The sequence below is a fragment of the Mycobacterium sp. SMC-18 genome (genome assembly GCF_045310895.1).
Taxonomy (GTDB): domain Bacteria; phylum Actinomycetota; class Actinomycetes; order Mycobacteriales; family Mycobacteriaceae; genus Mycobacterium.
In genome coordinates, this window is sequence record NZ_JBJIAL010000002.1 from 191,103 (window position 1) to 216,779 (window position 25,677).

Below are 25,677 nucleotides of genomic sequence, written 5' to 3' on the forward strand. Positions count from 1 at the left end.
GCACGTACGCTGACTGAGGCAATGGTTCGATTTCTGTAGAGGGGTGGGTAGTGATCGATCGGCAAAGTGCAGAGCATGAGCGAACGGCCCTACATGGAAATCGATACCGAAGAATGGCATTCAACTTGCCATTGGAAGACGACGATCCTGACCACCCCTGGCCTCCCTACGCGGTTGAAACCATGTGGGTTGAAGAACTTGGTGACGATCGATACCGGGTCGACAACGTACCGTTCTTCGTCAAGCCGCTCGCAATAAACGACATCGTTCGAGGTCAACAAGCAGATCCCGATAGCGACATTGTTTGGTTTTCTGAGCGCCTGGAATGGTCAAGACATTCAACGGTACGGATTATTGCTTTCTCCGACGACGACGAAATACTGGCAACGCTGAGCGACATGGGTTGCTCCTATGAGCGACTGGGCCAGATTATTGCAATCGATATTCCCGACGACAAACTCGTCGAGCAAGCACATGCTTTTCTGACGGGTAAGCAGATTAGCGGTGCGTTAGACCTCGAGGAAGCATGTCTGCCCGACAGCTTCCTGGACTGACGAGAACCGGAGGTTCGCTGGTGACAGTGTCCGCCGGCAACGAGTGCGGCGCCAACTCCGCGAAACGAAAACGTGATCGAGCACAAACGGAGTCGCACCAAGGAGTTGGATCACTAGTACAGGCATCGCAATGCCTGTGACCGCCGAGCCGAACGAACTGATTGTGGCCGCTGTCCAGTACCGAATGAACGCAGAACGAGGGGCTGAAGCCAGAGCATCCGTCACCGACTCACCCCTCCCGCCACGCTTTCGGCTGAGCTTCAGACACCGACGGCCGCCAGCCAATCGCTGTAGAAGAGCGCGATTCCGAGGCCGCAGGTGATGGCGGCGATGAGCCAGAATCGGATGGTCAAAGTGGTTTCGGGCCAGCCGATCAGCTCGAAGTGGTGATGGATCGGAGAGTTCCGGAAAACCCGTCGGCCGGTGGTCCGGAACGAAATGACTTGAATGACCACCGAAGTCACCTCGACTACGAACAGGGCGCCCAGGATGACGGCCAGGATTTCGGTGCGGCTGGTGACTGACAGCCCGGCGACGATTCCGCCCAGCGCCAGCGAACCCGTGTCACCCATGATGATCTTGGCGGGGGCGGCATTCCACCACAGGAATCCGATGCAGGCGCCGGTAGTCGCCGCGGCAACGAGAGCGAGATCCAGTGGGTCCCGAACGTGATAGCAACCGGGCCCCGGCGTGAGGGCACACGCATTTCGGAACTGCCACAGAGTGATGAGCACGTAGGCGGCGGCAACCATGGTCATGGCACCTGCGGCGAGTCCGTCCAGGCCGTCGGTCAGGTTGACGGCATTCGACCACGCCGAGACGACGACGATGCAGAACAGCACGAACACCACGGGCGGCATTGTGAATGCGGCGATTTCGCGCACGTAGGACAAGTTCGCGCTGCCAGGAGTGAGGCCGTCGGAGTTACGGAACTGGAGTGCAAGCACGCCGAACAGGACTGCCGCCACGAGCTGGCCCACACTCTTGGCTCGCTTGTTCAAGCCGAGGTTGCGTCCGCGCCGCAACTTGACGTAGTCGTCGGTGAATCCGACCGCACCCAGCGCGGTGGCGAGCCCGAGGACGAGCAGCCCTGACGCGGTCGGCCCTTCACCGCCGGCTACGAGCCCAGCAAGGGTGGTGGTGAGGTAGCCAGCCCAAATCGCGGTGAGGATCGCCAGGCCGCCCATGGTCGGCGTGCCCCGTTTTCGCTGGTGGGTTTCCGGGGCTTCGTCGCGGATCGGCTGGACCAGCCCAAGCTGCGTGAACATCAGGATCAACACCGGAGTCAGCAGAATGGCGACCGTCAGGGCCACACCCGCGGCGATGAGTATCCGCGTCATAGTTCCGCGAGGGCCTCTCGCTCATAGTGCGATCGACAGCAGTTACACCGCATTGAACCCTTCGCCCCCACCAGGCCAGTATGGCCCGAGCTCGCTGCGATTCGTCGACAGCTGATGGTCTGGGCGGCACCGGTGGATAGGCTCGCGCCATGAAAGGTTCGGTGACCGTCCACATGAACGCCCCGGCAGATCAGGTCTGGAACCTGATTGCCGACATTCGCAACACCCCGAAGTACTCGCCGGAAGTGTTCGAGTCAGAGTGGCTGGACGGCGCAACCGGACCCGCGTTGGGCGCCTTGTTCCGCGGCCACGTCAAGCGCAACGAGATCGGGCCGATCTATTGGACGACGTGCCGCGTCACGGCCTGCGAGCCCGGTCGCGAGTTCGGCTTCGCGGTGCTCGCCGGCGACAAGGCGGTCAACAATTGGCACTACGCCCTGGCGCCCGCCGGTGACGGCACCGATGTCACCGAGTCGTTCTGGATGACGCCCGGCCTGCTCGACACTGTGTTCGGCATCTTCGGTGGGCAGCTGCGCACCCGGCGCAACATCCGGGACATGAGGACCACCCTCAACCGCATCAAGGCCGAGGTCGAGTCCGTCTGATCCCCGTCACTGTCTATTTCACGAATTCCAGCAGCCGGCTGAGCATCAACTCCGCGGCGTCCCCGTCGTACTCATTGGGCAGCGAGGCATCGCTGAACAGGTGGCCCCGCACATCGGGGTAGACGAAATGCTCGAACCGAGCGCCGCCGGCCCGCACTGATGCACCGAGTGCCGCGATCTCGTCGGGTTCGCGAAACGGATCGTATTCACCTTCGTGCACCTGGACCGGCACGGTATCCGGCCAGGAGCTCACGCCGAACCAATGGGGCGATACTGCGCCGTGCAGTCCGATGAGGCCGCGGGCGCCCGGGCGGGTGGCAGCGAGATGGACGGCGGACGCCGCGCCCATCGACAACCCCGCGTACACCACCTCGGCGGGCAGGTCGGCGACCGCGGCTGCGGCCTTCGTGATGAGGGCCTCATCGCCGCCCAGCGACTGGACATGGGCGAAGGCGGGTTCGTATCCGTCGAATGACGCGCCGTCGAACAGGTCGATGACGTGCACGGTGTGACCGGACGCCGCCAGCCTGGCGGCGATGTCGCAGACACCCGCGCGTACGCCCAGCACCGAATGGAACAGCACGATCTCAGTCACGGTCACCCCCGCTCTCGGCCAGGGTATGCCCGATCGGCGACGCTCTTTGAGGAAGCCGCGACAGCTCGCGAAATGTATCGGCTCCGACCGCTGAATCTTTGATTTGTGCGAGGAAACGGTCTGATCGACTGGGCAATCCTTCCTGACCGCGATTCCCGCGCCCACACTCGGTGCACGAGCTGGGGAAGGGGATCGGCGTCAAGGCACAGATCGTCCACGAAATCCCGGCGCCGGTGTGGGTCGCGCCCGAGCCCGGTGTCGATTGGCGGACCGTCGTGGAGGCGACGGCGGCATCGTGGAGCCGCCCGACGGTCTTGCGGTGGACCACTGAGGTCGATGACGACGGGACGCACCACCGCAGTGAGCGCTATGACATTTCGCAGCAGTCCTTGCCGGACTTACCGAAGTACGTGCTGACCGGCTATGGCTTGGACTTCATGAGCGGCAGCGTGGACTTTCTGAAGTCGGTCGCCGACGGACACCACGAGCGGATGACGCGCCGTCAGCGGTGGAGCGGGCTGGATCCACACGCCGCGCGGGGTGACCACTGCGAGCCGCCGCTGTGGATGGGCGGGTACGCCATCGCCTCAACTTAGCCACAAGTGACCACATGGTAATATCGGCATCGTCCCGGTGAGAACACCGCGTGGGAGGAAGCCATGTCCATTCGTAAGGCCGTGACCGACCTGGTCCAGCGCCGCACCCTGTTGCCCGAGCGACTCGACGCGGCACTGGCCGGCCCGGGCCGTGATGTCAGCGATCTGACCATCGTCGTGACGGGTGCCTCGGCGGGAATCGGGCGGCAAGCGGTCACCCAGCTCCGTGCCCGTGGGGCCACCGTCATCGCCGTCGCCCGCCGTGAGGAAGAACTGCGGACACTCGCCGCCGAGACCGGATGCTCTTGGCGCACTTGCGATCTGGCCGACCAGGACGCCACCGCACGCTTGCTGGCGGACCTCGCCGAGGAACACGTCGATGTGCTGGTGAACAACGCCGGCCACTCGATCCGTCGCAGTATCGCCGACGCCACGGACCGTCTGCACGATTACCAGCGCACGATGTCCCTCAACTACCTGGCGGCCGTGCAGCTGAGCCTCGGTCTGCTTCCGGGCATGATCGAGCGCGGCCGCGGCCAGGTCGTCAACGTCTGCACCTGGGGCCTGCACGCCAACACGTTCCCGCGCTTCTCGGCATACGCCGCCTCCAAGAGCGCGCTGGCGATCTTCGGCCGTAGCCTGGGTGCCGAGCGGCCGCACCCTGGCATCAGCGCCACCAACGTCTACTTCCCGCTGGTGCGCACCGAAATGATCGCGCCCACAGCAGAATACGAGGACGCCCCGGCACTGTCGGCGGAAGAGGCGGGACGCTGGATCGTGCGCGCCGTCACCCATCAGCCGGTCGAGGTCAGCCCGGCGGTGTTGCGCGCGGTACTGCCGACGATCGACCTCTTCTCCCCCGCCACGGCGGACCGGGCTCTCGCGGCCCTCACCTAGTCCTCGACCGCAGACAAGGACGCCATGAAGTCGCACACCATCTCTCGCGCGCTGTCGCGGGTCGTCATCGACGGCGTGCTGCCGCTGGTCGACAGTCGCCTGCCGGCATCGCGCCGGCCGTTCGACGCCCCGGAGATTCTCAAGCCGCACGACACCTCACGCGCCTGGGGCGTCACGCATTTCGGCGTTTTCGTACCGGACCTGCCCGAGCCTTACCGCTATCTCAACACCATGACGCTGCTGGGTGCGTCGGGCGCCGAACTGTTCGACCTCGACCACCTGGCGGCCGCCGACGCGCGCGACACCACCACGGTCTTCTCGTCGACCGCGCACGCAGACCAGCGCTTCTATCGGGCGTACGACATGCACAGCGACTGCTGGTTCACCGCGGACGCCCGTCGCCTGCGCTGGGCCGAGGACCTGGCCATCAACGTGGCGTTGCCACACGTTGTCGTCCGCGGCCGCTATCCGCAGTTCGATGTCGACCTGAAACTCGATCTCACAGACCAGGTTTCGTATTTCGTGAAATCGCCGATCTACGACCACCTGAGCCTGCTCGCGCCTTACACCGGTACCGTCGACGGGCTGGCGGTCAGTGGGCTGGGGACCTTCGAATACGCGAGAATCCGTACGCACCAAGCACTTACGCGGCGGCCGATACCGGCCCGGCTCAAGCTGCCGCTGGACTTCTTCACCTACCAGATCATCAATATCGACGAACGGACGCAGGTGCTGCTGACCGACGTCCGCGCGCGTGGCCGGACCGCGTGCAAGCTGGCCCACGTGCGGGTCCTCGGCGGCGAGACCGAGGTGTACTCCGACGTCCACTTCGCGGTCACCGAATACGGCGAGCCGCTGGTCGACGATCGGGGCAACACCATGCGGCGGCCCCGAAAGTTCAAGTGGTCGGTCCGCGACGGCGACCGGGAAATTCTCGCCCTGATCGGCACGGTCGACTCACCGTGGCGCCACGGCCACGGGCCGGGATACGTCGCGGCGTACTCCTATACCGGTACCTGGGGTACCGGATCGGTCTCGGGCAGCGCGTATCTGGAGTGGATCGACGTTCAACCGGCCTGAATCGGCCCGTTCGTCCCAGGCAACGGTCAACTCCGGGACAGAGGTGCCTGCCATCTGATTAGGCTGTCCCGATGACCACGCGTCCCGTCACCGGCAGAACCGGCACCAAGGGTGTGCCGCGCGGTGAGCGTGAGCAGCTGATCGTCGAGGCCGCGATCGCCGAATTCAGCCGGGCCACGTATGCGGGTGCGTCCCTGGCCGCCATCGCCGCGCAGGCCGACGTTTCCAAGACCCTGATCATCAGTTACTTCGGGTCCAAAGAGGCGGTCTACGCCGCCTGCGTCACCAAGATCGGTACCCAGATCGAGCAGGCCGTGGCCGACGTGCTCAATTCCCCCGATCACCTGGCCGGGGCCGGCGCCGCTGCCGGTGAGCCGGTCCTGGCCGCCATCTTCACGACGTTCGAGGGTCACCCTGGCGACTGGCATGTGCTGTTCGACCGCTCGGTCCCGAACGGCCCGGCGCGTGATGCGGCGCGTGAGCAGCGGACGATCCTGCGCCAGCAAGCCTTCGCAGGGGTGTCGCGGTCGCTCGGCGGTGTCGGCCTGACCGATCCCGTCGACCTGGTGGCCGCGACCGGCGTCTGGGAACACATGGTGTCGGCGCTGATGCTGTTCTGGCGCAACCATCCCGAGGAATCTGCTGCCGCGATGGTCGCCCGCGCCCACCGTGTCCTGGCGGCCATGGCCGGGCACACGCTCGACAGCGTGCGGGGCTAGGTCGGGATCCGGCCGGCGATGCCGTCGGCCAACAACCGCCGGGGCGGCTCGGTTCCGTCGAGGAGCCGGGTGATGCGTTTGACGATCTGCCAACCGTGCGGCGCGTCGGCAGCGCGGCGCAGGTGGAAGTGGCTGACGCCGGCCCGGAGGGCCTCGTAAGTCGTTGCCCGCCTGAGCAACAGCGTCGACTCGCACACCGCGACCGCCTCATCGCCGTGGACGGTGACGACCGCGGGACTCAGGAAGTGGACGCATCCGGTGGTGATGAAGCCCTGATGACCGGGTGAGCGCACCATGGCGGCGACGTCGTCCGGCCCTGTCATGAGCCAGTTCTCGACGTCGTACACCCCGTCGGGTGCCCACATGGCTGCGACGTCGTCGGCCTCACCGGCGTCGACGAGCGGGCCGTAGGAAGCGATCATCCGCTCGATGGCGCGCTCGTCTTCGATGCGGGCCAACCGCGCTTCGAGGTCGGCCAGTCGCTGCTCGGTCATCGCGACTCCGTGGTCAAGAGGTTCGTCAGGTCCGCCAGGGCACCGAGTTGTTCGCAGCAGTGCGCCGCGGATCGGGAGGCGATCACGCATGTCGCGGCCGTCGCTCCGGCCTCCTCGAGCGCGCCGAGTTCATCGAGTGTCTGTTGCGGCGCACCCATCGGATCCAGGGGCCTCGTGGCGAGCGCTACGTCGAAGGCTTCGGGAAGTTCCACGGCGCCAAGCATTGTCGCGATCTCGGCGGCCGAGAGGCCGAACGGCATCCAACCGTCGCCGAGTTCGACGGCGCGGCGCAGCGACCGGCGGGTGCGGCCGCCGACCCAGATGGGAACCCGGTATTGCAGCGCGCAGGGATCCATGACGACCGAGTCGTACGTGTAGTGATCACCTTGGTGCACGGGATGATTGGTGGGCAGTGCCCCGCGCAGCGCGGCCATCGCCTCGTCTGCCCGCGCGCCGCGGTCGTCCCAGGGGGCGCCCAGCAGGTCGAACTCCTCGCGCAGTGACCCGACGCCGACGCCGAGGATCAGCCGACCGCCGCTGAGCTGGTCGAGAGTGCCGTAGCGCTTGGCGATCTCGAGCGGGTGGTGATAGCCCAGCACCAGCACCGAGGTCGCCAAGCGGATCCGCGTCGTGCGTCCGGCGATGAATGCCAACGTGGCCAACGGATCCCAGTACGTCGCCCCTCGGATCGCCGCGACATCGGTCGGCACGACGACGTGTTCGGAGCATGTGAGGTAGTCGATGCCGAGCAGGTCGGCGACGGCGGCGATCTCACCGATCTCGGTGACCCCGGCGCCCGCTTCCCACGCTGACGCGGTGGCGGGAACCTGGATGACCACCGGTGTCTGCAGTCCTATCCGCAATGCACGCGCCCTTCCGAACTGGCGTCAGGATCGGCTACCCTCGGACGCAGAAAACTAAAATGAATTTTAGATATGGAGCGAGAACTTGTCTAGCGAGGACCCACTGCAACTGCCGCAGTACGGGCCATGGGCCGTCATCGCGGGTGGCTCGGAAGGCGTCGGCGCCGAGTTTGCGGCGCTGCTCGCCCAGGCCGGCATCAACCTGGTGCTGATCGCGCGTAAGCCGGGCCCGTTGCAGGCCACCGCGGTCCGGTGTCGGGAGTCGGGTGTCGAGGTACGTGAGCTGACGGCCGACCTGACCACCGACGAGGGCGTCGATCAGATCATCAGTGGCACAGCCGATCTGGAGGTCGGGCTCCTCATCTACAACGCCGGGGCCAACACCCACAGCGCGAAATTCCTCGACGGCGACCTGACGGAATTCCAGCGGGTGATCGACCTCAACGTCACCGCCCCGCTGCGTCTGGTGCACCACTTCGGCGCGCCGATGCGCGAGCGCCGCCGCGGTGGGCTGATGCTGGTCGGCTCGCTTTCCGGACACCTCGGTTCGGCGCGGCACACCGTGTACGGCGGGGTGAAGGCGTTCAGCCGGATCTTCGCCGAGGGGCTCTGGCTGGAGCTGCGCGAGCACAACGTGCACGTCCTCGAACTGGTCCTGGGCCTCACCAGGACACCGGCGATGGAGCGGGTCGGCCTCAACTTCGACATCCCCGGGATGCCTGCGTCCGATCCGGCGGACGTCGCCCGCGAAGGCCTGGCGAATCTCGCGAACGGACCGGTGCACATCATCTCGACGCACGCCGCCAATCCGGCGGTGCACGCCACCGCCGATCGCGACAAGGTGCTGCTGGCGTCACACGCGATGATTCAGAAGATGTTGCAGGGCACTACTTCTGGGCCACCGGCGTAGCCATGCCCCGGGCACCACTCGACCGGGAACCGGCGACGCCGAAGACCCCCGCGCAGATCGATCGCTGCGAACGCATCCTCGCCACCGCCGCACGCCTCGGCGCGCGCCATGGTCTCGAGGAAGTCCGCATGCAGGACGTGGCGGACCAGTCGGCGGTCTCCATCACCACCGTCTACCGCTACTACCCCACCAAGCATCATCTGTTCGCCGCGTTGCTGTTTCACTACACCCAGGCGGCGGCGCCGCCGGGTCCCACCACGGGCGACCCCGTCGCGGACGTCACCGAACTCATGGTCGGCATCATCCGGACCATGCTCAGCCGTCCCCAGCTGGCCCGCGCCATGATCACGTCGGTCAATGCCCGGCGCGCCGAGTCGACGGCCGGCGGCGACTACAACCTGCGGCGGAACATCCTCGGTGTCGCGGGGATCGCGGCGCCCACCGCCGACCAGACGCAGATCGCGCTCCTGCTCGAGCAGTGCGCGTACGGCATCCTGTCGTGGGCCATCACCGGCGAGACGACGCCCGCGCAGGCCGAGCGCGACATGCGCCGCGCCTGCGAGCTGCTCCTGGCGCCCTGGCGCGGGCGGACCCAAACCCGACGAAACGAGAGCCACCGATGACGACCCCCATCACCCTGAGCACCGGCGACCAAGCGCACGCAATCGAGGCCATCAAGCGCACCTTCGCCCGCCGGTTGCGCTGCATGGACACCAAGCAGTGGGAGATCTACCCGACACTGCACACCGAGGACGTCGTGTCCGAGACCTGGGATGGGTTGCCCGACAACAACAATTGGACGCCGACGGCAGGCAGCAAGAACCGCGTCATCGGCAAGGACGCGCTCACGCGCGCCATCCGCGCACTGCTCGACGGCAGCACCACCGTCACCACCGTCCACCACGGTCACACCCCCGAGATCGAGCTGACCAGCAACACCACGGCCACCGGCATCTGGGCCATGGAGGACCAGCTGTGGTGGACCAACGGCGACGCCGAAGAACACCTGCACGGCTATGGCCACTATCACGAGCAGTACCGGCTGGAAGGCGGCCGGTGGCTGATCAGCTACCGGAAGTTGACGCGGCTACGGGTCGACGCGACACCGCATTTCTTCGACTTCCTCAAGCAGCGCTAGCGCGGGCTCATTTCAGCTGGCTGGCGGCGTACTCCTCCGGCCGGTTCTTCTTCATCCACGCGCGCAGGGGCCAGAACAACACCCAGAGCACGCCGTACCCGGTGGCGTAGATCGCCGCGCACAGTGGCGCCGCGATGAGCCAGCCGGGATAGATCAGCAGCAGGCAGAACTGCAGAAACTGTTTGACGCCAACGGGATAGCCGTCGGCCATCGAGAAGAAGAACTTCGGGTGCATCGAATTCAGCAGACCACGCCAGGCCGGCGTCTTCTCTTCGGCTGGTGCCTCGTCCGCGGCAACGGCGGTGGGGTCGGGATCGGTCATCGGACTCCTCGATGAATCAGGGGATCAGAGGGTCAGGCAGGGTTTGGCGCCGTCGTACACGCCGCGCCGGTAGGCGTCGATGCGTTCGGTTCCCTGGCCGTGGTGTTCGACATCCCCGCCGTCGGTGCGGTAGAGCAGCAGCGCGGCGACGGCCTTGTCCAAATCACCCGGCGAGAGGCTGTATCTGCTGTTCGGTCGGTTGTGGAGCAGGATGCTGGCAGCCCAGGAACCGGCCAGGCAGTCTGCGCGCAGCGAGGTCTGCTTCGAGTCCTGAGGCTGGCCCATTCGCATGAGCGCCGCCACTCCGTACTGCGTCGCGATGAGCGTCGCCACCGAGAAATCGCCGCCGCTGTCATAGATCTCGGGCATCGTCTTGACGTTGTCGAAACCGACATAGTCGTCGTCCACGCAGTAGTACAGCACCGAACCCTTCATCGACTTGCCGCCGCAGTCGGGTGCCTTGTCCGGATCGATCTTGCGTGGCGCCTTCAGCGGGGTCCAGTCGTATTTGCCGTCGGTCAGCTCGGGGATCAGCTGCGTGAAGTAATCCTCGAGATCCTCTGGTACCCCTTCGATTATCGCGTCATACGGCGCATCACCCCCGGCGGCCTCGTCGGCCGCGTTGTTGAACGGCAGCTCGACGACGACCGGGTCGCCGTTGCGGTAGTCCGCGCAGGCCTTCGGACCCTTGCTGAACCCGGTGCGGAACGAACTCACCCGGTCGAATCCACTACCGTGCGCACTCAGATCATGCTTCGCGGTGCCCGGCTCGTCACGAAGGAACAGGAAACCGGCGAGGGCGTTGTCCAGATCGTCCCCACTGGGGTTGTAGGTGTCCTTGCCGTGGGCAGCCCACGCGCCGGCAAAGCAGTCGGCCTGGATCTCCTTGGTCACGGTCTCGCCCTGGAAGTTTGCGCGGGCCTGGATCGCATGACCCCACTCGTGCGCCAACACGAGTGGAATGACGAAGTCCCCGAACTTCTTTCGCAAGTCGGGGAGCAGTCCCGTTGCATCCCAGGCCACGTCATCGTCCTTGGCGCAGTAGAACGCGTTGCCGGCGACATCTGACAGCGAGTCCGCGCACGGTGGCACCGGGCCCTTCTTCGGGTCCACACCGTAGAAGCCGCCCTCGACCGGTGTGTAGTCCTTGTTGTACAGCTTGGGGAACTCGTCCTTCCAGTAGGCCTGGATCTCGCCGATGGCCTGGGCGACGATCTTGTTCACGGGATCCGAAGCGTCGCCGTGGATTTGGACAGGCGGGGCCATCGGCTTCGTCGACGGGGACGGCGTCGCTTGTGGTTTCAGGTGCTTCTCGCCGCAGCCGGCGACGGTCAGGGTGCAGACGGCCAGGAGCGCAGCTGCCCGCCAGAGGGTCCGGTGCATTCCCATCGCTTACGACGTGGGCTTGTCGTCGACCTTGAACCCATAGTTCACATCGGACCCGTCGACCTTGTTGACGGTGACCGTGACGCCGTAGGTCTGGCCGCTGTCCTTGAGCTCGCATCGCAGTGTGGCGCCGGGCGTGCCTTTGAGGTTCTCCGGGCAGGTCAAGGTCTCCGGCTTGGTACCGAACTGCTGTCCCAGCTCCTCGCTGATCTGCTTGGCGACCTGGTCCTTGTCGATGGTCTGGACCATGTCGAACTTGACGTTGTCACCTTCGATACTGGTGACGGTGACGTTGACGGTGCTGGTCCTGTCGCCGACCTTCATGGTGCAGTTGACCTCGGCGCCCTTCTGGCCGGCGAGATTCTCGGGGCAGGTCACCGAATCGGCCTTCTTGCCGTCGGCGCCGGTCATCTTTTCGACGATCTGGCTCTCGACGTCCTTCTTGCTCACCGACGGCGTCCCGCTGGAGCAGGCGGCCGCGCCGAACACGGCAACCGTGATCGCAGATGCCAGAACGAGTCTCTGACACGTCGTGTTGGTCATGTCGCCAACCCCTTCCGAGTTCGGGCGCCAGCCACCGGCGCCGCGCTGATCAAGCGGACGGCAAAAGTTAGCGCCGCCATGTTGGAATCCGGTTGGAATTTCGTGCAGGCCCGGCAACCGACCGCCGCGTTCCAACCGCACGCGCCGCGGGCTTCAACGGAATTCCAATCGGCGCTCCATATCGTGGCGCCGAGGACGTGACCGGCGTCCGTCGTCTACCCCTGAGGAGTCACGATGCAGATGTCGCATCGGCCTGTCATCGCCGTTGCCGCCGCGGTCTGCCTGAGCATCACGCTGGGCGCGTGCGGCGGCGGCGACAAGGACAAGAGCTCGACCAGCTCCAGTTCCAGCTCGTCGAGTTCGAGCAGCAGCTCGAGTGCGACGTCGTCGGCGAAGGCGGCGCCAAAACTCAAGCCGCGCAAGGCCGAGGAATCCGGCACGAACCCCACGATCGCCGACTACATCAAAGAAGAGAAGATCCAGGAGACCTCGATCCACCCCGGGGATCCGGGTGCTCCCGCCGTGGACATCGACCGCCCGACCGGCTGGGACAGCGCCGGCGAGGACACCCCTGACTACGCGTACGGCGCGCTCGTCTACACCGGGCCCGGTGCCCAGAGCACCGACTACACCGCGAACATCATCGCGCTGGTGTCGCGTCTGGATGGTCCCGTGGATCCCGACAAGCTGCTCAAGCTCGCCGGCGGCGAGGTGAAGAACCTCCCCGGTTTCGAGTCCGTCGGTGAGGAGCCCGGGACCTCGGCCGGCTTCCCGGCGTTCCGCATCGCCGGCACGTACAACCTCAAGAGCGGCGGCAAGGCCGCGTTCGGGCAGGAGACCGTGGTCTTCAAGGGGCCCGACGGCCTGTACGTGCTGCAGATCAACGCGACGAGCGACGAGAGCCAGGGCCACGAGCTGTTCGAGGCGCTGGACGCGGTGGACAAGTCTTTGAAGATCACCTTCTGACGAAATGGCGACGGCGCCACCCCGGACCAAGGCGTATCTGCTCAAGAGCCGAACCAACACGTGGTGGGTGAACGTCGAACTGGAGCTGACGGACACCCAGGTACGGTGCCTTGCTTCCGAGTACTCGAAGTGGGTCGATGACCAGTTGGGCCTGCCCGACTACAAGGCGAAGCTGTCCGCGGGTGAGGAGGTGGTGATCTTCGACTTCCCGCGGGACGCGGTGACCATCACCTGGCTACGTCAGTTGTACCGGGGCGGCTGCGAGGTCAGCCGCGGGAACTCCCGGAAATGGGTTGTGTCCCTGGTGTATCCGTCCGGGTTCGGCAGTGTGCTGGACCTGATGACGGATCGGGCCATCTGGCGTCAGTGGCGCGAGGAACTGCCCGACCGGTCCGTGAAGGCCTGATTCACACGGGCTCGACGGACTGGGCCGCCAGCCGCTGCGCGATGCCGCGGGCGAAGGCCTGTTCGCCCGTGGCATCGGCCAGGCGGCTGGCCCGGTGCACCAGGGCGCGGGCACTGTCGGGCCGGCCCTGGTGCAGCTCGATGTCGGAGAGCAGACACAGGAACATGGTGTTCATGACGGTCGTGCCGTCACAGGTGTATTCGTCGAACGCCCGGAAGGCGACGGCCGCGTCCCCCTCGCCCGAGCCGATGACCTGCGCCCAGACCCGGACGATGCGGGCACATGCGGCCCATTGCGGGCTGCCCGCCGCGGTGAACTCGACGTCGACCTGGTCGGCCAGTTCGACGATGCCGTCGGTCACGCCGAGGACTGCCGCACATTCGACGTAGGTCAGCCGGGCCGCCAGGATGTTGAACACGTCGCCGCGGCTCTGTGCGAGATGCAGTGCGCGGCGGTGGTATTCGCGCATGGCCTCGAGGTCTCCGCGGACCGCCTCGGCGATGGCCATCCAGCAGTAGACGCGCGGATGGAAGAAATGCAGCGGGTCGGTGACCGTCTCGGGCGGCGGGAAGCTGTCCATCATGTGCAGGCCGGTGCCGATCAGCATGTCGGTATTGCCGCGCAGGGTGTACAGCAGGATGTGCACGAAGTCGTTGACCAGACCGATCACCGGATCACCGGACTTGTCGTACTGGTCCTGCAGGCCGATGGCGATGATCTCGACCTCGTCGATGCGGCCGTGCGCGCACAACAGCATGGATTGCAACGCGATGGCGCCGTAGAACGCGCGGCCCTTGACTTCCTGCCCGATCTCGAAGGCCCGCTGGACGGCTGCGGCGGCTGCCTCGCTGGCCTGCCCCTCGAGGATGTTCTTCGCCCCGGCCAGGTGCAGCCACAGCGTGGCCTGTCGGTCCAGGTGTTCAGGTTTGGCCGGCAGCCGGTCGCCGATCTGCAGCGCGTGCTCGGCCAGCCCGGCGACGTCGTGGTACGCGGAGCGGTTCAGGGCCCGCTGGATGGCGATCTCGAGGATCCCAAGGGCCACATCGGGATTCAGTTCCGCACCGGCCCGCCAGGCATGGTCTGCGGTCGCGATGACGTGTTCGTACGCGGCGGTCGCGAGCGTCGGGGTCCGTGTGGTGGCGATCGCGGCGTGCACGCTGGTGCGGTCGGTGGTGGCGAGCTGGGCGATGAGTGCGTCACGCACCAGGCCGTGGCTGAACCGGTAGGCGCCGGGGCGCGCGGGCAGTTCGTCGAGCAGGCCGGTCTGGTACGCCGGACGCAGCCGGCTCTGCACCGTCGAGACCGACAGGTCGACGATGTCCGCCAGGTCGGCGACGTTGAATTCGGGCCCGACGACGGCGGCCGCACAGAGTACCCGCCGGCACGGGCGGTCCAGGACACCGAGCCGGCGGCCGACGACACCGACCACGGCATCCGACAGCGCGGGATGGCCGCGCTGCGGGGCGCCGTCGGCATCCAGCGCCCGCGCGAGTTCCTTGATGTAGAAGGGGTTTCCGCCGGCTTGCTCCCAGACCTGTGCCGAGATGGCCGGCGGGATCGTGCCGCCGACCACCGCGTCGACGAGGTCTGCCGCCGCCGCGCGGTCGATGCCGTCCAGATGCAGCGTGACGGTGTCGTTCGACCGGACGATGCGTTCGAACGACGACCGGTTCATCGGGCGGTCGGCTCCGAAGAACGTCCAGTTGCCGATGACCTGGATGGGGATGCGCGGGAATTCTTCGGCCAGCAGGACGAGGGTGTTGATCGAGGCCGGATCCGCCCGTTGCAGATCGTCGATGACGAGCACCATCGGGGCCACGGTCGAGAGCTCGCGCAGCGCCGCCACGATGCGCTCGACCAAGGCGAATCCCGTTGGTGCGAACCGGCTGCCGGCGTTGAGATCGTCGTCGCCGTGCCATTCGGGCACCAGGGCGTTGACCACGCCGGGCGTCTCCCGCAGCACGGCCTTGCGGCCGGCGATGCCGAGCTCACCGCCCAGTTGGCGCAGCAGTTGGATCCAGGTCCACAGCTGGGGCAGTTTCACCCCGCTCGGATGGCCGGCCCAGGCCACGGCGATGCCCGTTGCCCGGGCGCGGTCGACGGCGGCCTGCGCCAAGGTTGTCTTGCCGATGCCGCTGTCGCCGGTGACGAGCGTCAGCCCGCCGGCGCCACCGCTGGCTCGGCGCACCGCCGCGGTGACGGCACCGAGCTCGGTGTCCCGGCCGACGAACGGCGGTGGAGCCGCTGGGTCCGGATCGGGCTTCAGCACGTGTGGTGCGGGTGCGACCCGCAGTTCCGCGGCGCCGTCGCGAATCTTCTCGAAGAGGGTTTGGAGGCCTTCACCCGGCCGGGTGCCGACCTCGCGGTCGAGCGTCGTGCAGGCGCGCTCGAACGCCTGAATGGCATCGGCGGTGCGGTTGGACCGGTGCAGAGCCAGCATCAGATGGCCCCACAACCGTTCCTGCAGTGGATGTTCGGCCAGGGCCGCCTCGACCTCGGGTACCAGTTCACCGCCGCCGCCGAGTTGCAGTGCGGCGTCGAAGCGGGCCTCGATGGCGGTGGTGCGCAGGGCTGCGAAGCGGATGGCCTCGGGCGCGGCGAATTCGTGATAGGCGAACTCCCCGAACGGATCTCCGTGCCAGAGCGCCAGCGCTTCGGTCAGCATCTCGACGGCCGCTCCGGCCGAGTGGCGGATCAGCGCCGTCCGGCCTTTGGAGACAAGGCTTTCGAAGCTGACGAGATCGATCGTGTCGCCGTCGAGCAGATTCAGCTGATAGCCGTGGGGGTGGGACGCGAGCCGTTGGCTCTGCGTGTCGCCCCGGCGGGTATCGGGCGGCTGGTCATGCCCGGTGTCGGCGCCCGGGTCGAGGACCCGGCGGAGGTTGGCCACGTACGACCGCACCGAGGCGAGCGCTTTCGGTGGCGGCTCCTCGCCCCAGACGGCGTCGATCAGGCGGTCGATGCTGACCACCGTGCCGTGATTGGCCAGTAGGACGGCCAGTACGCACCGCTGCTTCGGTCCGCCGAGCGCTGCCGGCGTGCCGTCGACTCGGGCGGCTACTGCACCCGAGAGGTAGTACTGGACCATTTCCCCCGATTCACAGCAAATTCGGAACTGGGGAGACGATACATCCGCGCGTGACCTGCGGCAGCCCAGATGAACCTGGCAATCTGCTGGCGGCCCGGTCGGTTCAGAGGAGTTCGGGCCCGCGCCGGCGTCCGGCTCGGCTCACGATGCCGAATCCGGTACCCACCAGCAGGAACGGGACGGCGATGATGCCGAGCAGAGTCGGCAGGAACCACACCTGCCAATAGGTGTTGATGGTGGCGTCGCGCGGGTCGGCCGGGTTGTACCTGACGTCGACGTGCTCGCCGAGTCTGGCCGGTGGCGGATTGCTGCTGATCGAGCTGAGAAAGCGGACGTGGGTCCCTGCGGATGTGGCGAATTCGACGCGCGCCCGGTAGCGCGAGCTGCTGCCACCGCCGCTGGGCACCAGCTCGACGACGGTACCGTCGGCGTGCTTGTCGGACGAATTCGATTGGGCGACAAACGCTGCGCAGACCCCGGCCGCGACGGCCAGGGAGAGGCCGACGGCCAGGAACGCCTTCGCCAGGACCGGCGCGGCGGATTTCCGGGGCGCTTCGGTGCCGAGTTCGGTCGCGCTGGACAGCGCCGGATCGGGAGATGTCGTCCGGGTGCGGTGCTTGCGTAGCAGCGCAACGAGGATCGCGATATCCACGATCACGATGACGGCGATCAGCACCACGATGTACTCGATGCGCATGGCCCCTCCGGAAATGTCGACACGAAGAGGGTAGGACGGCGCGGTTGGAATCCGGTTGGCGTCAGGGCCCGAATACGCCTGTGAGGGTTGCGTACGCGTATCTCGGGTTCCGCGTACACAACCCTCACAGGGATGCGGGGACAGGCTGTGTCGGCCTAGGCTTCCGTCTGTCCCAAGGTCACCTGCACGGAGCGTTCCGCTCCGGAAGGGTCGGCGTAGGTCACGGTGACGTTGTCGCCGGGCGCTTTGGACCGGATGGCTGCGACGAGCGCTTCCGGACTGTCGATCGGCTGGTTGTCGACCTTGGTGATCACGGCGCCCTTGTCCAGGCCGGCTGCGGCGGCGGGACCGTCGGCCACGACGCCGGCCACAGCCGCACCCTGGGCGCTGTTGTTGGCGGCCAGCTTGACGCCCAGCGAGGCGTGCTGCACGGTGCCGGTGGAGATCAGTTGGTCGGCAATGCGTTTGGCCTGATCGACGGGGATGGCGAAGCCCAGGCCGATCGAACCCGGCTGGGAGCCACCGGAATCCGGGCCACCACCGAGCGAGGCGATCGCCGAGTTCACGCCGATCAGGTTGCCGTTCATGTCGACCAGCGCACCACCGGAGTTGCCGGGGTTGATCGCGGCGTCGGTCTGGATGGCGCTCATCACCGACTGCTGGCCGGTCTGCTCGTCACCGGTGCTCACCGGACGGTTCAGCGAGCTGATGATGCCGGTGGTCACGGTGCCCTGTAGGCCCAGCGGTGAGCCGATGGCCACCACGTTCTGTCCGACGCGCAGGTCCTTCGAGGATCCGATGCTGATCGGGGTCAGGTCGGAAACCCCCTGGGCCTTGACCACCGCGATGTCGTCGGCCGGGTCGGCCCCCACCACGGTGAAGGGCACGGTACGGCCGTCGGACAGGGTGACGGTTGCCTTGGTCTGACCGGCGCCGGTCATGCCGCGCGGCAGCCGGCCGCTCGGGCTGAGTCCGCTGGGCAGCGAATCCTGTTCCGCGGCAGTCTGATTGGCCTCCGCGATGACGTGGTTGTTGGTCAGGATCAGGCCGTCCGCGGTGAGGACGATGCCCGACCCCTCGCCACCCTGCTGGCCGGTCTGGACCTGCAGCTTGACGACGCTGGGCAGCACCTTGGCCGACACCGCCTCGACAGAGCCGGCCGGGGCGGCCGGTGCGGCTGCGGGTGCGGAAGCCGTTGGCAGCGCGCGGTTCTGAATGCCGGTGGCCAGCGGTACCTGCGCCGTCGGCGCCATGCTGCCGTAGTGGTCAACGGCAGCCATGGTGCCGGCCGCTCCTGCTGCGATGGCTACCGCCGCGACGCCGAAAGCCAGCAGCCCGGACCGCGAGCGCTTAGCTGGCGCCGGTGGCGCGGGCGGGGCGGGGTACTGCTGCGGCGCCCCGTACGGAGTCCGCAGCGGCTGGGTGTACTCGTCCGAGACGTGGGGGCGCTGGTAACGGTCATTGCTCCACTGGACCAGTTTCTCCTGTTCAGCGGCGTACTGCCGCGACCAGAGGTGCTGGTTGTCCGGGGTCGGCTGTTCTGACGGGTGTCTCATTGGCGTTGACTACTTTCTCGAAACGTCGGTAAGACAGGCGTGCTCGCGCTTGATGTCTCCACCGTGCCGTCGCCAACTGAGGCGTTGCTGAGAAAGAGTTCTGGACAGCCCAAGACTTTTCAGATCACAAAAAGTGTCATCTCGGCCCGTCGGCGCGGATCCAGGTGAGGGTGTTGCCCCGACCGACATAGCTCAACTCCAGTTGTGCCTCGGTCGCTTTCAACGGCACGTAGAACGCGTCGAACGACGGCGCAGGACTGGTCCAGTGCAGCCACAACACACAGATGCCGTCGTCGGGCAGCTGACCGGCACCCGGCGTCTGGCCGATGGGCCGGACGCGCCAGGTGCCCGACTCGTCCCTGGCGCCGCGGGATCGCAGCGCACCGTCGGGCGCCAGCGTCGTGGTGGTCGGATCGTCCGGGCTGGCCCAGGCGCCGACGAACTGTTGTGCCGTGACCGATGTGCCCGGGCAGGCGGGGTCCCCGGGGGCAGCGGCGGCCGAGGGCATGCCGCAGGCGGTCAGCGCCACCACCAGTGCGGTGACCGCAGGTGCGGAATATGGCCATGCGACGCGACTCATGGCTTCAGCGTATGGCGCACAGACCGGACCTCGATGCCGTCTTCGCATGTTCCGGCGTCGTTGATCGCGATTCCGTGAACCCCGGCTGAACTTCGGCCCTGATTCCGGTGTCGGACTCGCCAGATGCTCCGTGCTGGGCCACGATCGACGGGTGCGTCCGACCCGACTGACCGTTGCCGGCGAAATCCCGGACACTGGTATCCCCGACAACTTGTCGACGACCATGACCATCGCCGAGCAATACGACTGGCACCAGCAGTACCTGCGCCGGCACCGCGTATCGCGACGGAATTTCCTGCGCGGATCGGCGGCCGCCGCGGCGGTGGCGGCCCTGGGCCTGGCGCCGTTCGGGCGCCGCGCCTACGCACAGGACGCGCCGCTGAGCGTGGCCAACCGCCGGGTCGGTTTTGGTGGTGACGCGGACAGCCAGCTGCGGCTGGCGGCGCAGTTGTCGCGAAATCCCGGTGGCACCAAGGTGTTCGTCGACCACGGGCCCACCGATCAGTTGGGCGCGACCATCGAGGCCGAGGTGCGCAACCTCGTCACGCAGATCCCGACCAGCGATCGCGGTGTCCTTGCGGCCGAGCAGTTCTACGCCCATGTCCCCGTCGACGGATTGCCCGGTGGCAGCGCGCATTTCTACCGGTGGCGCACCGAGGACGGCTTCGTCAGCGACGTGCGGTCGGCCAAGACGGCGATGCCCAGCGTGCGAAAGACATTGGCGCCGTTCCGGTTCACCATGATGGGTGACCAGGGCACCGATGACATACCGCGCCAGCCTGCCGGGCTCAAACGCGGCGACTACGACGACAGCTATTACAAGCCGGACAACGAGCCCGACGTCCCGCACACCGCCAACGTGTTCAATCAGATCGTCGCGTCCAACCCCGAATTCCATCTGCTGGCCGGGGATATCGCGTATGCCGACCCGTCCGGTGGCGGCAAGCCGTTGTCGTTCGTCCCGTCCGGGGGCAAGGCCGCGCACGGCTTCGACAAGTACAACCCGTTCGTCTGGGACGTCTATCTGGGGTCCATCGAGGCCAGTGCGGCGAGTACGCCGTGGATGTTCGCGACCGGTAACCACGACATGGAGGCCTCGTATCCGAGTCACGGTTACGGCGGTCACCTGGCGCGCATGGACTTTCCGGACAACGGGCCGGCGGCGTGCCCGTCGGTCTATTCGTTCACCTACGGCAACGTCGCGGTGCTGTCACTGGACGCCAACGACGTGAGCTTCGAAATCCGTTCCAACACCGGCTATTCCGATGGCACCCAGAACTCCTGGGTCGAGCGCACCCTGGCCGCCTACCGCGCCGACCCCAATATCGACTTCATCGTGTGCTTCTTCCACCACTGCGCGTACTCGACCACCGACTCGCACGCCAGCGACGGCGGTGTGCGGGCGGCCTGGTGCGAGTTGTTCGACCGGTATCAGGTCGATCTCGTGCTGCAGGGACACAACCACGTCTACGAGCGCACGGACCCGATCCGCGGCGACCGCCCCACCAAGGTCGCCGGGGACAATTCGACCGTCGACGCGGAAACCGACGGCACCGTCTACTACACCGTGGGCTGCGCCGGCCGGCCCCGATACGGTTTCCAGCCCGGTGAGCCCGAGAGCTACCGCGGCCACGAAGCTCCCGACACCTTCGTCCCGAACAGCTATGTCTGGACTGCTGAAGGGAAGAAGAAGGCGGAGGCGGTCGGCTGGTCGCGCGTGCGTTTCCGCAACTACGCCTTCATCCGCGTCGATGTCAGGCCGGGGCAGCTGCTGAGCGAAATGGACGTCACCGCGGTCGACGAACACGGCCGGGAATTCGACAAGGTCACCTATCGCCGCAGGGTGCGCGCGTAACCATTCGCTGGGCAGCGGACGCCGCCGCCTCTTATGGTTAGCCGGTGGAAGGGACACCGTTCGGCCGGTACCGGCTGATTGAGCTGCTCGGTCGTGGCGGCATGGGTGAGGTCTGGAAGGCCTACGACACCACCATGAAGCGCGTCGTCGCGATGAAGGTGCTGCCGCCGACCTTCGCCGACGACGAGCAGTACCAGGTGCGCTTCCGCCGGGAGGCCCACGCCGCGGCCGGGCTCGATGAGCCGCATATCGTGCCGATCCACGACTTCGGTGAGATCGACGACCGGCTGTTCGTGACGATGCGGCTGATCGACGGCAAGACCGTCCAGCAGCTGTTGGCCGACGGCCCACTGGCACCCGACCGCGCGGTCTCGATCGTCGAGCAGATTGCTGCCGCGCTCGGCGCCGCGCATGGCGTGGGGCTGGTGCACCGCGACGTGAAACCCGCCAACATCCTGGTCACGCCAGACGATTTCGCGTACCTCATCGACTTCGGCATCGCCCGCGCTGCAGGCGAAACCAAACTGACCCACACCGGTGCCACCATCGGCACCGTCGCCTACATGGCACCCGAGCGCTTCACCAGCGACCGGTGCGACGCCCGGTCCGACATCTATGCGCTGACGTGCGTCCTGCACGAATGCCTGACTGGAGCACCGCCATTTCCGGGCGACAGCATGGAGCGGCAGATCACCAGCCACCTCTATTCGGATCCGCCACGGCCGTCGACCATGCGGCCGGGGATTTCGGCATACATGGATCAGGTCATCGCCACCGGCATGGCGAAGGACCCCGAATTGCGCTACGCCACAACGAAAGACCTTGCCAACGCCGCGCGTTCCGCGCTGACCGGACCGGCGCAGCCCGCTCAGTTCGGTCAGCCCGCTCAGCAGACACCGCCGGCGTGGGCCGCCCCTTCGGTCCCCTACCCCACGACCGGCCCCGAGTCCTACCCGGCGCACGCGCACACGCAGTACGCGACGCCGGCGCAAGGTCTGGGTGCCGGATCCGCGCAGTGGTCGCCGCCGCAGTTGGCGAACAACCAACCGGCCCAATCATGGTGGCGCAACTCGGCGGTGGTGATCGTCGCGGCCTTGGTCACGATCGTCGTCCTCGGGGGCGCCGGCATCGCGTACGTGATGTGGCCCGACAGCGGTTCGGGCGACCAGCCTCAGGCCACCAATCAGCCCAGCGCACAACTGTTTCCGTCGATGCCCACGGGTCCCGGGGGCACCGCCGGGTACCCGACCGGTTCGATGTCGACTCCCGCCTCCACCGCGGCGTCGATGCCGGCGGGACCGAGTCAGCTGCAGACCGCCGACGGTCTGACCAACCTGATCGGGACCATCAAGGCGAAGTTCGGCGACGCCATGGGATTCAAGCTCGTGGTGTACCCCGATTACGCGGTCATGGATCGCGTCTCCCCCACGAACAAGCACGTCGACCAGAGCTTCATGTATCGCGGCGGCAGCTGGAACAAGTGGGGCTCGGACACCAGCACCAGTTCGTTCGACGTGCTGGCGGACCTCGGCGCGATCAACGCGCAGGCCGTGGCCGCCACCATGCCCGGTGCACCGCAGCAGCTGGGTGCGGAACCCGGCTCGCAGCTGTACCTCATCATCGAGGGCGAAGAGGGTGGCGGTCTGGGGCTCGCGATCCACTCTACGGCGCCCGGAACCGGATACATGCAGGTCAACGCCGACGGGACCATCAAGCAGATCTATCCGCCGTAACCGGCGACACCCCTGCTGCGCAATAACGGAGCGATTGCTCTGTTATGGTGAGCCGGTGCCCCGGCCTCGTGTGTATGACCTCGACTCGGTGCTCGACGCTGCCGAATCGCTAGCCGTCGAGGCCGGGCCGGCCGGTGTCACCACCCGTTCGGTGGCCGCCGCGGCCGGCGTCTCCAACGGCGCGATCTATCACAACTTCGGCTCGCGAACCGAGCTCGTCGCCCGCACCTGGCTGCGCGCCGCACGCCGATTCCTCGACGTACAAACGGAATTGGTCGACGCCGCCCTGGCCGACGCGGCCGCCGACCCCGTGGACGCCGTCGTCGCCGCCGCGCAGGCCCCCGCGGTGTTCTACGAGCGTCAACGGCAGTCGGCCCAACTGGTGTGGCGGGTGCAGCGCGATCAATTGCTCGGACCCGACCTGCCGGCGTCCCTGGCGGCTGAACTCAAAGACCTCGACCGTCAGCTCATCGACCTGATGGTGCGGCTGTCGTCGCACCTCTGGAACCGGCGCGACGGCGCGGCGGTCGATGCCATCACGGTGTGCATCGTCGACCTGCCGACCGCAATCATCTTGTCCCGCAACAGAATCAGCAACAGCTGGGCACGTGAACGGCTGACCGCAGCCGTACGTGCCGTCCTCGCCGACGAACCCACCCCAACCAGGAGGAAACAACCATGAGCATCACCGTCAGCTACCAGGACAAGATCGCCGTTCTCAACCTCGGCGATGACGAGAACCGCTTCTCGCTGGGCTTTCTCGACGACGTCAACGGTGCCATCGACGATCTCGTCGCGGGCGGCGCCCAGGGACTCGTGACCACCGGCGCCGGCAAGTTCTACTCCAACGGCCTGGATCTCGACTGGCTGATGGCGCACGGCGACCAGATGCAGTCCTACGTCGGGCGGGTCCACGCGCTGTTCGCGCGGGTGCTGACGCTGCCGATCCCGACGGCCGCCGCGGTCAACGGACACGCCTTCGGCGCCGGTGCGATGCTCGCCATGGCCCACGACTACCGGACCATGCGCGCTGACCGCGGGTTCTTCTGTTTCCCCGAGGTCGACATCCGGATTCCGTTCACGCCCGGTATGGCCGCGCTGATCCAGGCCAAGCTGACGCCGCAGGCGGCCATCGCGTCGATGACCACCGGCCGGCGCTTCGGTGGCGACGACGCCGCCAAGTACGGCATCGTCGAGCTGGCCACGGCCGAGGACGCGGTCGTCTCCTCCGCCGTGGATCTCGTGATTCCGGTGGCTGGCAAGGATTCCCAGACCATGGCCGCCATCAAGGCGACGATGTTCGCCCCGGCGATCGCGGCGCTGCAGGCCGGGTAACCGCCCCCAGGTGCGGCCTGATAGGCATAAGAGCGTGGGACAGAACGAGCGCAAGAAGATCGTCATGACCGACGACGAAATCGTCGAGTTCATCGATCGCAGCCGGACCGCGACCATGGCCACCGTCCTGGCCGACGGCCGGCCGCACCTGGTGGCCATGTGGTACGCCGTGCTCGACGGCGAAATCTGGTTCGAGACCAAGGCCAAGTCGCAGAAGGCGGTCAACCTGCGTCGGGATCCGACCATCACCGTGATGATCGAGGATGGTGACACCTACGGCACCCTGCGAGGTGTGTCGATCGACGGGACCGCCGAGATCGTCGAGGATCCCGACACCTGTCTGCGCGTCGGCATCAGTGTGTGGGAGCGGTACACCGGCCCCTACACCGACGAGATGCGCCCGTTCGTCGATCAGATGATGAACAACCGCGTCGCGGTCCGGGTCGTGCCGAGCCGCATGCGCAGCTGGGACCACCGCAAACTCGGCATGCCCGACATGCCGATCAGCGGCTCGACCGCGCAGTACCTGAACCAGCAGTGATCTCGGCGCGCCCCGTATCACTCTCCGATACGGAGCGCGCCCAAACCACTCAGGCCCGGTCGACCAGCGGCGCGTACTCGGGATGCTTGGCGATGTACCCGCTGACCATCGAGCATTGCGGCACGATGCGTAACCCTGCGGCACGGGTGGCGTCCAACGCCTCGGCGACGAGGATCGTCGCCAGCCCGCGGCCGCCGTACTCGGGCTGAACTTCGGTGTGCGGGAAGATTCGTCGGCCACCCCGGTCGATGTAATCGATCAGCCCGACCGTCTTGCCTTCGACGGCGATGGTGAATCGTCCGGCTTCGGCGGTGACTGTGGTCGGCGCTCCGGTCTTGTCGGTCGTGCTCGCAGTGGCCATAGAACCCACGGTAACCCTCTTGCGTAGAACCGCCGCCCGCGCTGCCGCCCCCTCAAACGGCAGCGTGGGCAAGCGGGTACTACGCGACTTCGAGGAAGATGCGGCGCTGGCGGCGGACCGGGTAGCCGTTGGCTTCGGCCAGGGACCGCAGCTGCTTCATCGCGAACGTCCGGCCGCGACCCTCCTCGGCCGGGATGACGATGCCGGCCCAGAGGCCTTCGGCGCGGGGCAGTTCGACGGCGTCACGCGCGCAGGCCCAGCGGCGCGGGCACTGGCGGCAGAGGGCCTTGGCCTCGTCGCTGGCGATCGTCGTCCACTGCTCCGGGCTCCGGGTGCACTCACCGAGCGGCAGGCCGTCCATGGCAATTGCGGTCATCGGAGTACTCCTTTGTTGTTGCGCTGCGACTGTTCCGTCGCGGTTGGGAAGAATCTATAGCACCAGACTGCAGTAATGCAACAGTTAAACCGTAGCGTTAGATATATCCGCAGGTCAGCGCGCTGCGAGGGCTCAAAAATC

General features: G+C 66.8%; 29 protein-coding genes. 16 read left to right on the forward strand and 13 right to left on the reverse strand.

Annotation, left to right across the window (positions count from 1 at the left end):
* The first annotated feature begins 113 nt into the window (after positions 1-113).
* A complete protein-coding gene (locus ACJH6J_RS02520) occupies positions 114-554 on the forward strand; it encodes a DUF4265 domain-containing protein (protein WP_406803480.1) in 441 nt (146 codons plus the stop codon).
* A 260-nt stretch (positions 555-814) separates the two neighbouring features.
* Here the strand turns inward: ACJH6J_RS02520 and mraY are convergent, their stop codons facing one another.
* Positions 815-1,894: a phospho-N-acetylmuramoyl-pentapeptide-transferase gene (gene mraY / locus ACJH6J_RS02525; protein WP_406776102.1), complete on the reverse strand. Its 1,080-nt coding sequence runs from the start codon at positions 1,892-1,894 to the stop codon at positions 815-817.
* 149 nt (positions 1,895-2,043) lie between these two features.
* Between mraY and ACJH6J_RS02530 the strand changes: the two genes are divergently transcribed.
* Entirely contained in the window at positions 2,044-2,499 is a 456-nt protein-coding gene (locus ACJH6J_RS02530; RefSeq protein ID WP_020099922.1) for an SRPBCC family protein, read from the forward strand.
* Between the two features lie 13 nt (positions 2,500-2,512).
* Here ACJH6J_RS02530 and ACJH6J_RS02535 read toward each other — a convergent pair whose 3' ends face one another.
* A complete protein-coding gene (locus ACJH6J_RS02535; protein ID WP_406776103.1) occupies positions 2,513-3,100 on the reverse strand; it encodes a dienelactone hydrolase family protein in 588 nt (195 codons plus the stop codon).
* Positions 3,101-3,264: 164 nt separating this feature from the next.
* Here ACJH6J_RS02535 and ACJH6J_RS02540 point away from each other — a divergent pair, with 164 nt between their 5' ends.
* From ACJH6J_RS02540 to ACJH6J_RS02555, 4 genes are all read left to right on the forward strand, one after another.
* Positions 3,265-3,690, forward strand: coding sequence for a hypothetical protein (locus ACJH6J_RS02540; protein ID WP_406776104.1), 426 nt, complete (start codon positions 3,265-3,267; stop codon positions 3,688-3,690).
* Between the two features lie 63 nt (positions 3,691-3,753).
* On the forward strand, positions 3,754-4,587 hold the full coding sequence (locus tag ACJH6J_RS02545; protein WP_406776105.1) for an SDR family NAD(P)-dependent oxidoreductase: 834 nt from the start codon (positions 3,754-3,756) through the stop codon (positions 4,585-4,587).
* Positions 4,588-4,611: 24 nt separating this feature from the next.
* Complete coding sequence (locus ACJH6J_RS02550) at positions 4,612-5,667, forward strand: DUF6670 family protein (RefSeq protein WP_346416604.1); 1,056 nt, start codon at positions 4,612-4,614, stop codon at positions 5,665-5,667.
* 71 nt (positions 5,668-5,738) lie between these two features.
* Entirely contained in the window at positions 5,739-6,386 is a 648-nt protein-coding gene (locus tag ACJH6J_RS02555; protein ID WP_406776106.1) for a TetR/AcrR family transcriptional regulator, read from the forward strand.
* On the opposite strand, the gene ACJH6J_RS02560 is transcribed toward ACJH6J_RS02555, so the two are convergent.
* Together ACJH6J_RS02560 and ACJH6J_RS02565 are read right to left on the reverse strand one after the other, a co-directional pair.
* Positions 6,383-6,880: a nuclear transport factor 2 family protein gene (locus ACJH6J_RS02560; RefSeq protein WP_346416603.1), complete on the reverse strand. Its 498-nt coding sequence runs from the start codon at positions 6,878-6,880 to the stop codon at positions 6,383-6,385. The two genes, ACJH6J_RS02555 and ACJH6J_RS02560, sit on opposite strands and share 4 nt — an antisense overlap.
* On the reverse strand, positions 6,877-7,743 hold the full coding sequence (locus ACJH6J_RS02565) for an LLM class F420-dependent oxidoreductase (RefSeq protein WP_406776107.1): 867 nt from the start codon (positions 7,741-7,743) through the stop codon (positions 6,877-6,879). Before ACJH6J_RS02565 ends, ACJH6J_RS02560 begins: the two co-directional genes overlap by 4 nt.
* A gap of 85 nt (positions 7,744-7,828) precedes the next feature.
* Here ACJH6J_RS02565 and ACJH6J_RS02570 point away from each other — a divergent pair, with 85 nt between their 5' ends.
* The 3 genes from ACJH6J_RS02570 to ACJH6J_RS02580 are packed head-to-tail and all read left to right on the forward strand — an operon-like array spanning position 7,829 to position 9,791.
* Positions 7,829-8,653, forward strand: a complete 825-nt coding sequence (locus ACJH6J_RS02570; RefSeq protein WP_406776108.1) for an SDR family NAD(P)-dependent oxidoreductase — start codon at positions 7,829-7,831, stop codon at positions 8,651-8,653.
* A gap of 2 nt (positions 8,654-8,655) precedes the next feature.
* Positions 8,656-9,276 carry a TetR family transcriptional regulator gene (locus ACJH6J_RS02575; protein ID WP_346416600.1) on the forward strand — a complete coding sequence of 207 codons (621 nt, stop codon included), beginning with the start codon at positions 8,656-8,658 and terminating at the stop codon, positions 9,274-9,276.
* On the forward strand, positions 9,273-9,791 hold the full coding sequence (locus tag ACJH6J_RS02580; RefSeq protein WP_406776109.1) for a nuclear transport factor 2 family protein: 519 nt from the start codon (positions 9,273-9,275) through the stop codon (positions 9,789-9,791). Before ACJH6J_RS02575 ends, ACJH6J_RS02580 begins: the two co-directional genes overlap by 4 nt.
* Positions 9,792-9,798: 7 nt before the next feature.
* Here the strand turns inward: ACJH6J_RS02580 and ACJH6J_RS02585 are convergent, their stop codons facing one another.
* Genes ACJH6J_RS02585 through ACJH6J_RS02595 form a run of 3 tightly spaced genes read right to left on the reverse strand, consistent with a single transcriptional unit; the run spans position 9,799 to position 12,042 of the window.
* Positions 9,799-10,113 carry a hypothetical protein gene (locus ACJH6J_RS02585; protein WP_406776110.1) on the reverse strand — a complete coding sequence of 105 codons (315 nt, stop codon included), beginning with the start codon at positions 10,111-10,113 and terminating at the stop codon, positions 9,799-9,801.
* A 24-nt stretch (positions 10,114-10,137) separates the two neighbouring features.
* Entirely contained in the window at positions 10,138-11,502 is a 1,365-nt protein-coding gene (locus tag ACJH6J_RS02590) for a neutral zinc metallopeptidase (protein ID WP_406803481.1), read from the reverse strand.
* 3 nt (positions 11,503-11,505) lie between these two features.
* Positions 11,506-12,042, reverse strand: coding sequence for a DUF4333 domain-containing protein (locus tag ACJH6J_RS02595; protein ID WP_406776112.1), 537 nt, complete (start codon positions 12,040-12,042; stop codon positions 11,506-11,508).
* A 234-nt stretch (positions 12,043-12,276) separates the two neighbouring features.
* On the opposite strand from ACJH6J_RS02595, the gene ACJH6J_RS02600 reads away from it, so the two are divergent.
* Positions 12,277-13,008, forward strand: a complete 732-nt coding sequence (locus tag ACJH6J_RS02600; RefSeq protein ID WP_406776113.1) for an LpqN/LpqT family lipoprotein — start codon at positions 12,277-12,279, stop codon at positions 13,006-13,008.
* Between the two features lie 4 nt (positions 13,009-13,012).
* Positions 13,013-13,414, forward strand: a complete 402-nt coding sequence (locus ACJH6J_RS02605; protein WP_406776114.1) for a hypothetical protein — start codon at positions 13,013-13,015, stop codon at positions 13,412-13,414.
* 1 nt (position 13,415) lies between these two features.
* On the opposite strand, the gene ACJH6J_RS02610 is transcribed toward ACJH6J_RS02605, so the two are convergent.
* The 4 genes from ACJH6J_RS02610 to ACJH6J_RS02625 all read right to left on the reverse strand — a co-directional run bounded on the left by ACJH6J_RS02610 (position 13,416) and on the right by ACJH6J_RS02625 (position 19,335).
* On the reverse strand, positions 13,416-16,502 hold the full coding sequence (locus tag ACJH6J_RS02610) for a BTAD domain-containing putative transcriptional regulator (protein WP_406776115.1): 3,087 nt from the start codon (positions 16,500-16,502) through the stop codon (positions 13,416-13,418).
* A 103-nt stretch (positions 16,503-16,605) separates the two neighbouring features.
* A complete protein-coding gene (locus ACJH6J_RS02615) occupies positions 16,606-17,199 on the reverse strand; it encodes a DUF3592 domain-containing protein (RefSeq protein ID WP_212807834.1) in 594 nt (197 codons plus the stop codon).
* Positions 17,200-17,354: 155 nt separating this feature from the next.
* Complete coding sequence (locus tag ACJH6J_RS02620; RefSeq protein ID WP_212814472.1) at positions 17,355-18,530, reverse strand: trypsin-like peptidase domain-containing protein; 1,176 nt, start codon at positions 18,528-18,530, stop codon at positions 17,355-17,357.
* A 361-nt stretch (positions 18,531-18,891) separates the two neighbouring features.
* Complete coding sequence (locus ACJH6J_RS02625; protein ID WP_212807835.1) at positions 18,892-19,335, reverse strand: hypothetical protein; 444 nt, start codon at positions 19,333-19,335, stop codon at positions 18,892-18,894.
* 223 nt (positions 19,336-19,558) lie between these two features.
* Between ACJH6J_RS02625 and ACJH6J_RS02630 the strand changes: the two genes are divergently transcribed.
* Genes ACJH6J_RS02630 through ACJH6J_RS02650 form a run of 5 tightly spaced genes read left to right on the forward strand, consistent with a single transcriptional unit; the run spans position 19,559 to position 24,799 of the window.
* Positions 19,559-21,190, forward strand: coding sequence for a metallophosphoesterase (locus ACJH6J_RS02630; RefSeq protein WP_244872897.1), 1,632 nt, complete (start codon positions 19,559-19,561; stop codon positions 21,188-21,190).
* 44 nt (positions 21,191-21,234) lie between these two features.
* Entirely contained in the window at positions 21,235-22,923 is a 1,689-nt protein-coding gene (locus ACJH6J_RS02635) for a serine/threonine-protein kinase (RefSeq protein WP_212807837.1), read from the forward strand.
* A gap of 55 nt (positions 22,924-22,978) precedes the next feature.
* Positions 22,979-23,605 (forward strand): TetR/AcrR family transcriptional regulator, encoded by a 627-nt coding sequence (locus ACJH6J_RS02640; RefSeq protein WP_212807838.1) that lies wholly within the window; start codon positions 22,979-22,981, stop codon positions 23,603-23,605.
* Complete coding sequence (locus ACJH6J_RS02645) at positions 23,602-24,258, forward strand: enoyl-CoA hydratase-related protein (RefSeq protein ID WP_212807839.1); 657 nt, start codon at positions 23,602-23,604, stop codon at positions 24,256-24,258. Before ACJH6J_RS02640 ends, ACJH6J_RS02645 begins: the two co-directional genes overlap by 4 nt.
* A 34-nt stretch (positions 24,259-24,292) precedes the next feature.
* Positions 24,293-24,799: a pyridoxamine 5'-phosphate oxidase family protein gene (locus ACJH6J_RS02650; protein ID WP_212807840.1), complete on the forward strand. Its 507-nt coding sequence runs from the start codon at positions 24,293-24,295 to the stop codon at positions 24,797-24,799.
* A 49-nt stretch (positions 24,800-24,848) separates the two neighbouring features.
* Here ACJH6J_RS02650 and ACJH6J_RS02655 read toward each other — a convergent pair whose 3' ends face one another.
* Both ACJH6J_RS02655 and ACJH6J_RS02660 read right to left on the reverse strand, forming a co-directional pair.
* The gene (locus ACJH6J_RS02655; RefSeq protein ID WP_212807841.1) at positions 24,849-25,160 is read right to left on the reverse strand and encodes a GNAT family N-acetyltransferase; all 312 of its coding nucleotides are present in this window, start codon (positions 25,158-25,160) and stop codon (positions 24,849-24,851) included.
* 79 nt (positions 25,161-25,239) lie between these two features.
* Positions 25,240-25,536, reverse strand: coding sequence for a WhiB family transcriptional regulator (locus ACJH6J_RS02660; protein ID WP_212807842.1), 297 nt, complete (start codon positions 25,534-25,536; stop codon positions 25,240-25,242).
* Between the last annotated feature and the right edge of the window lie 141 nt (positions 25,537-25,677).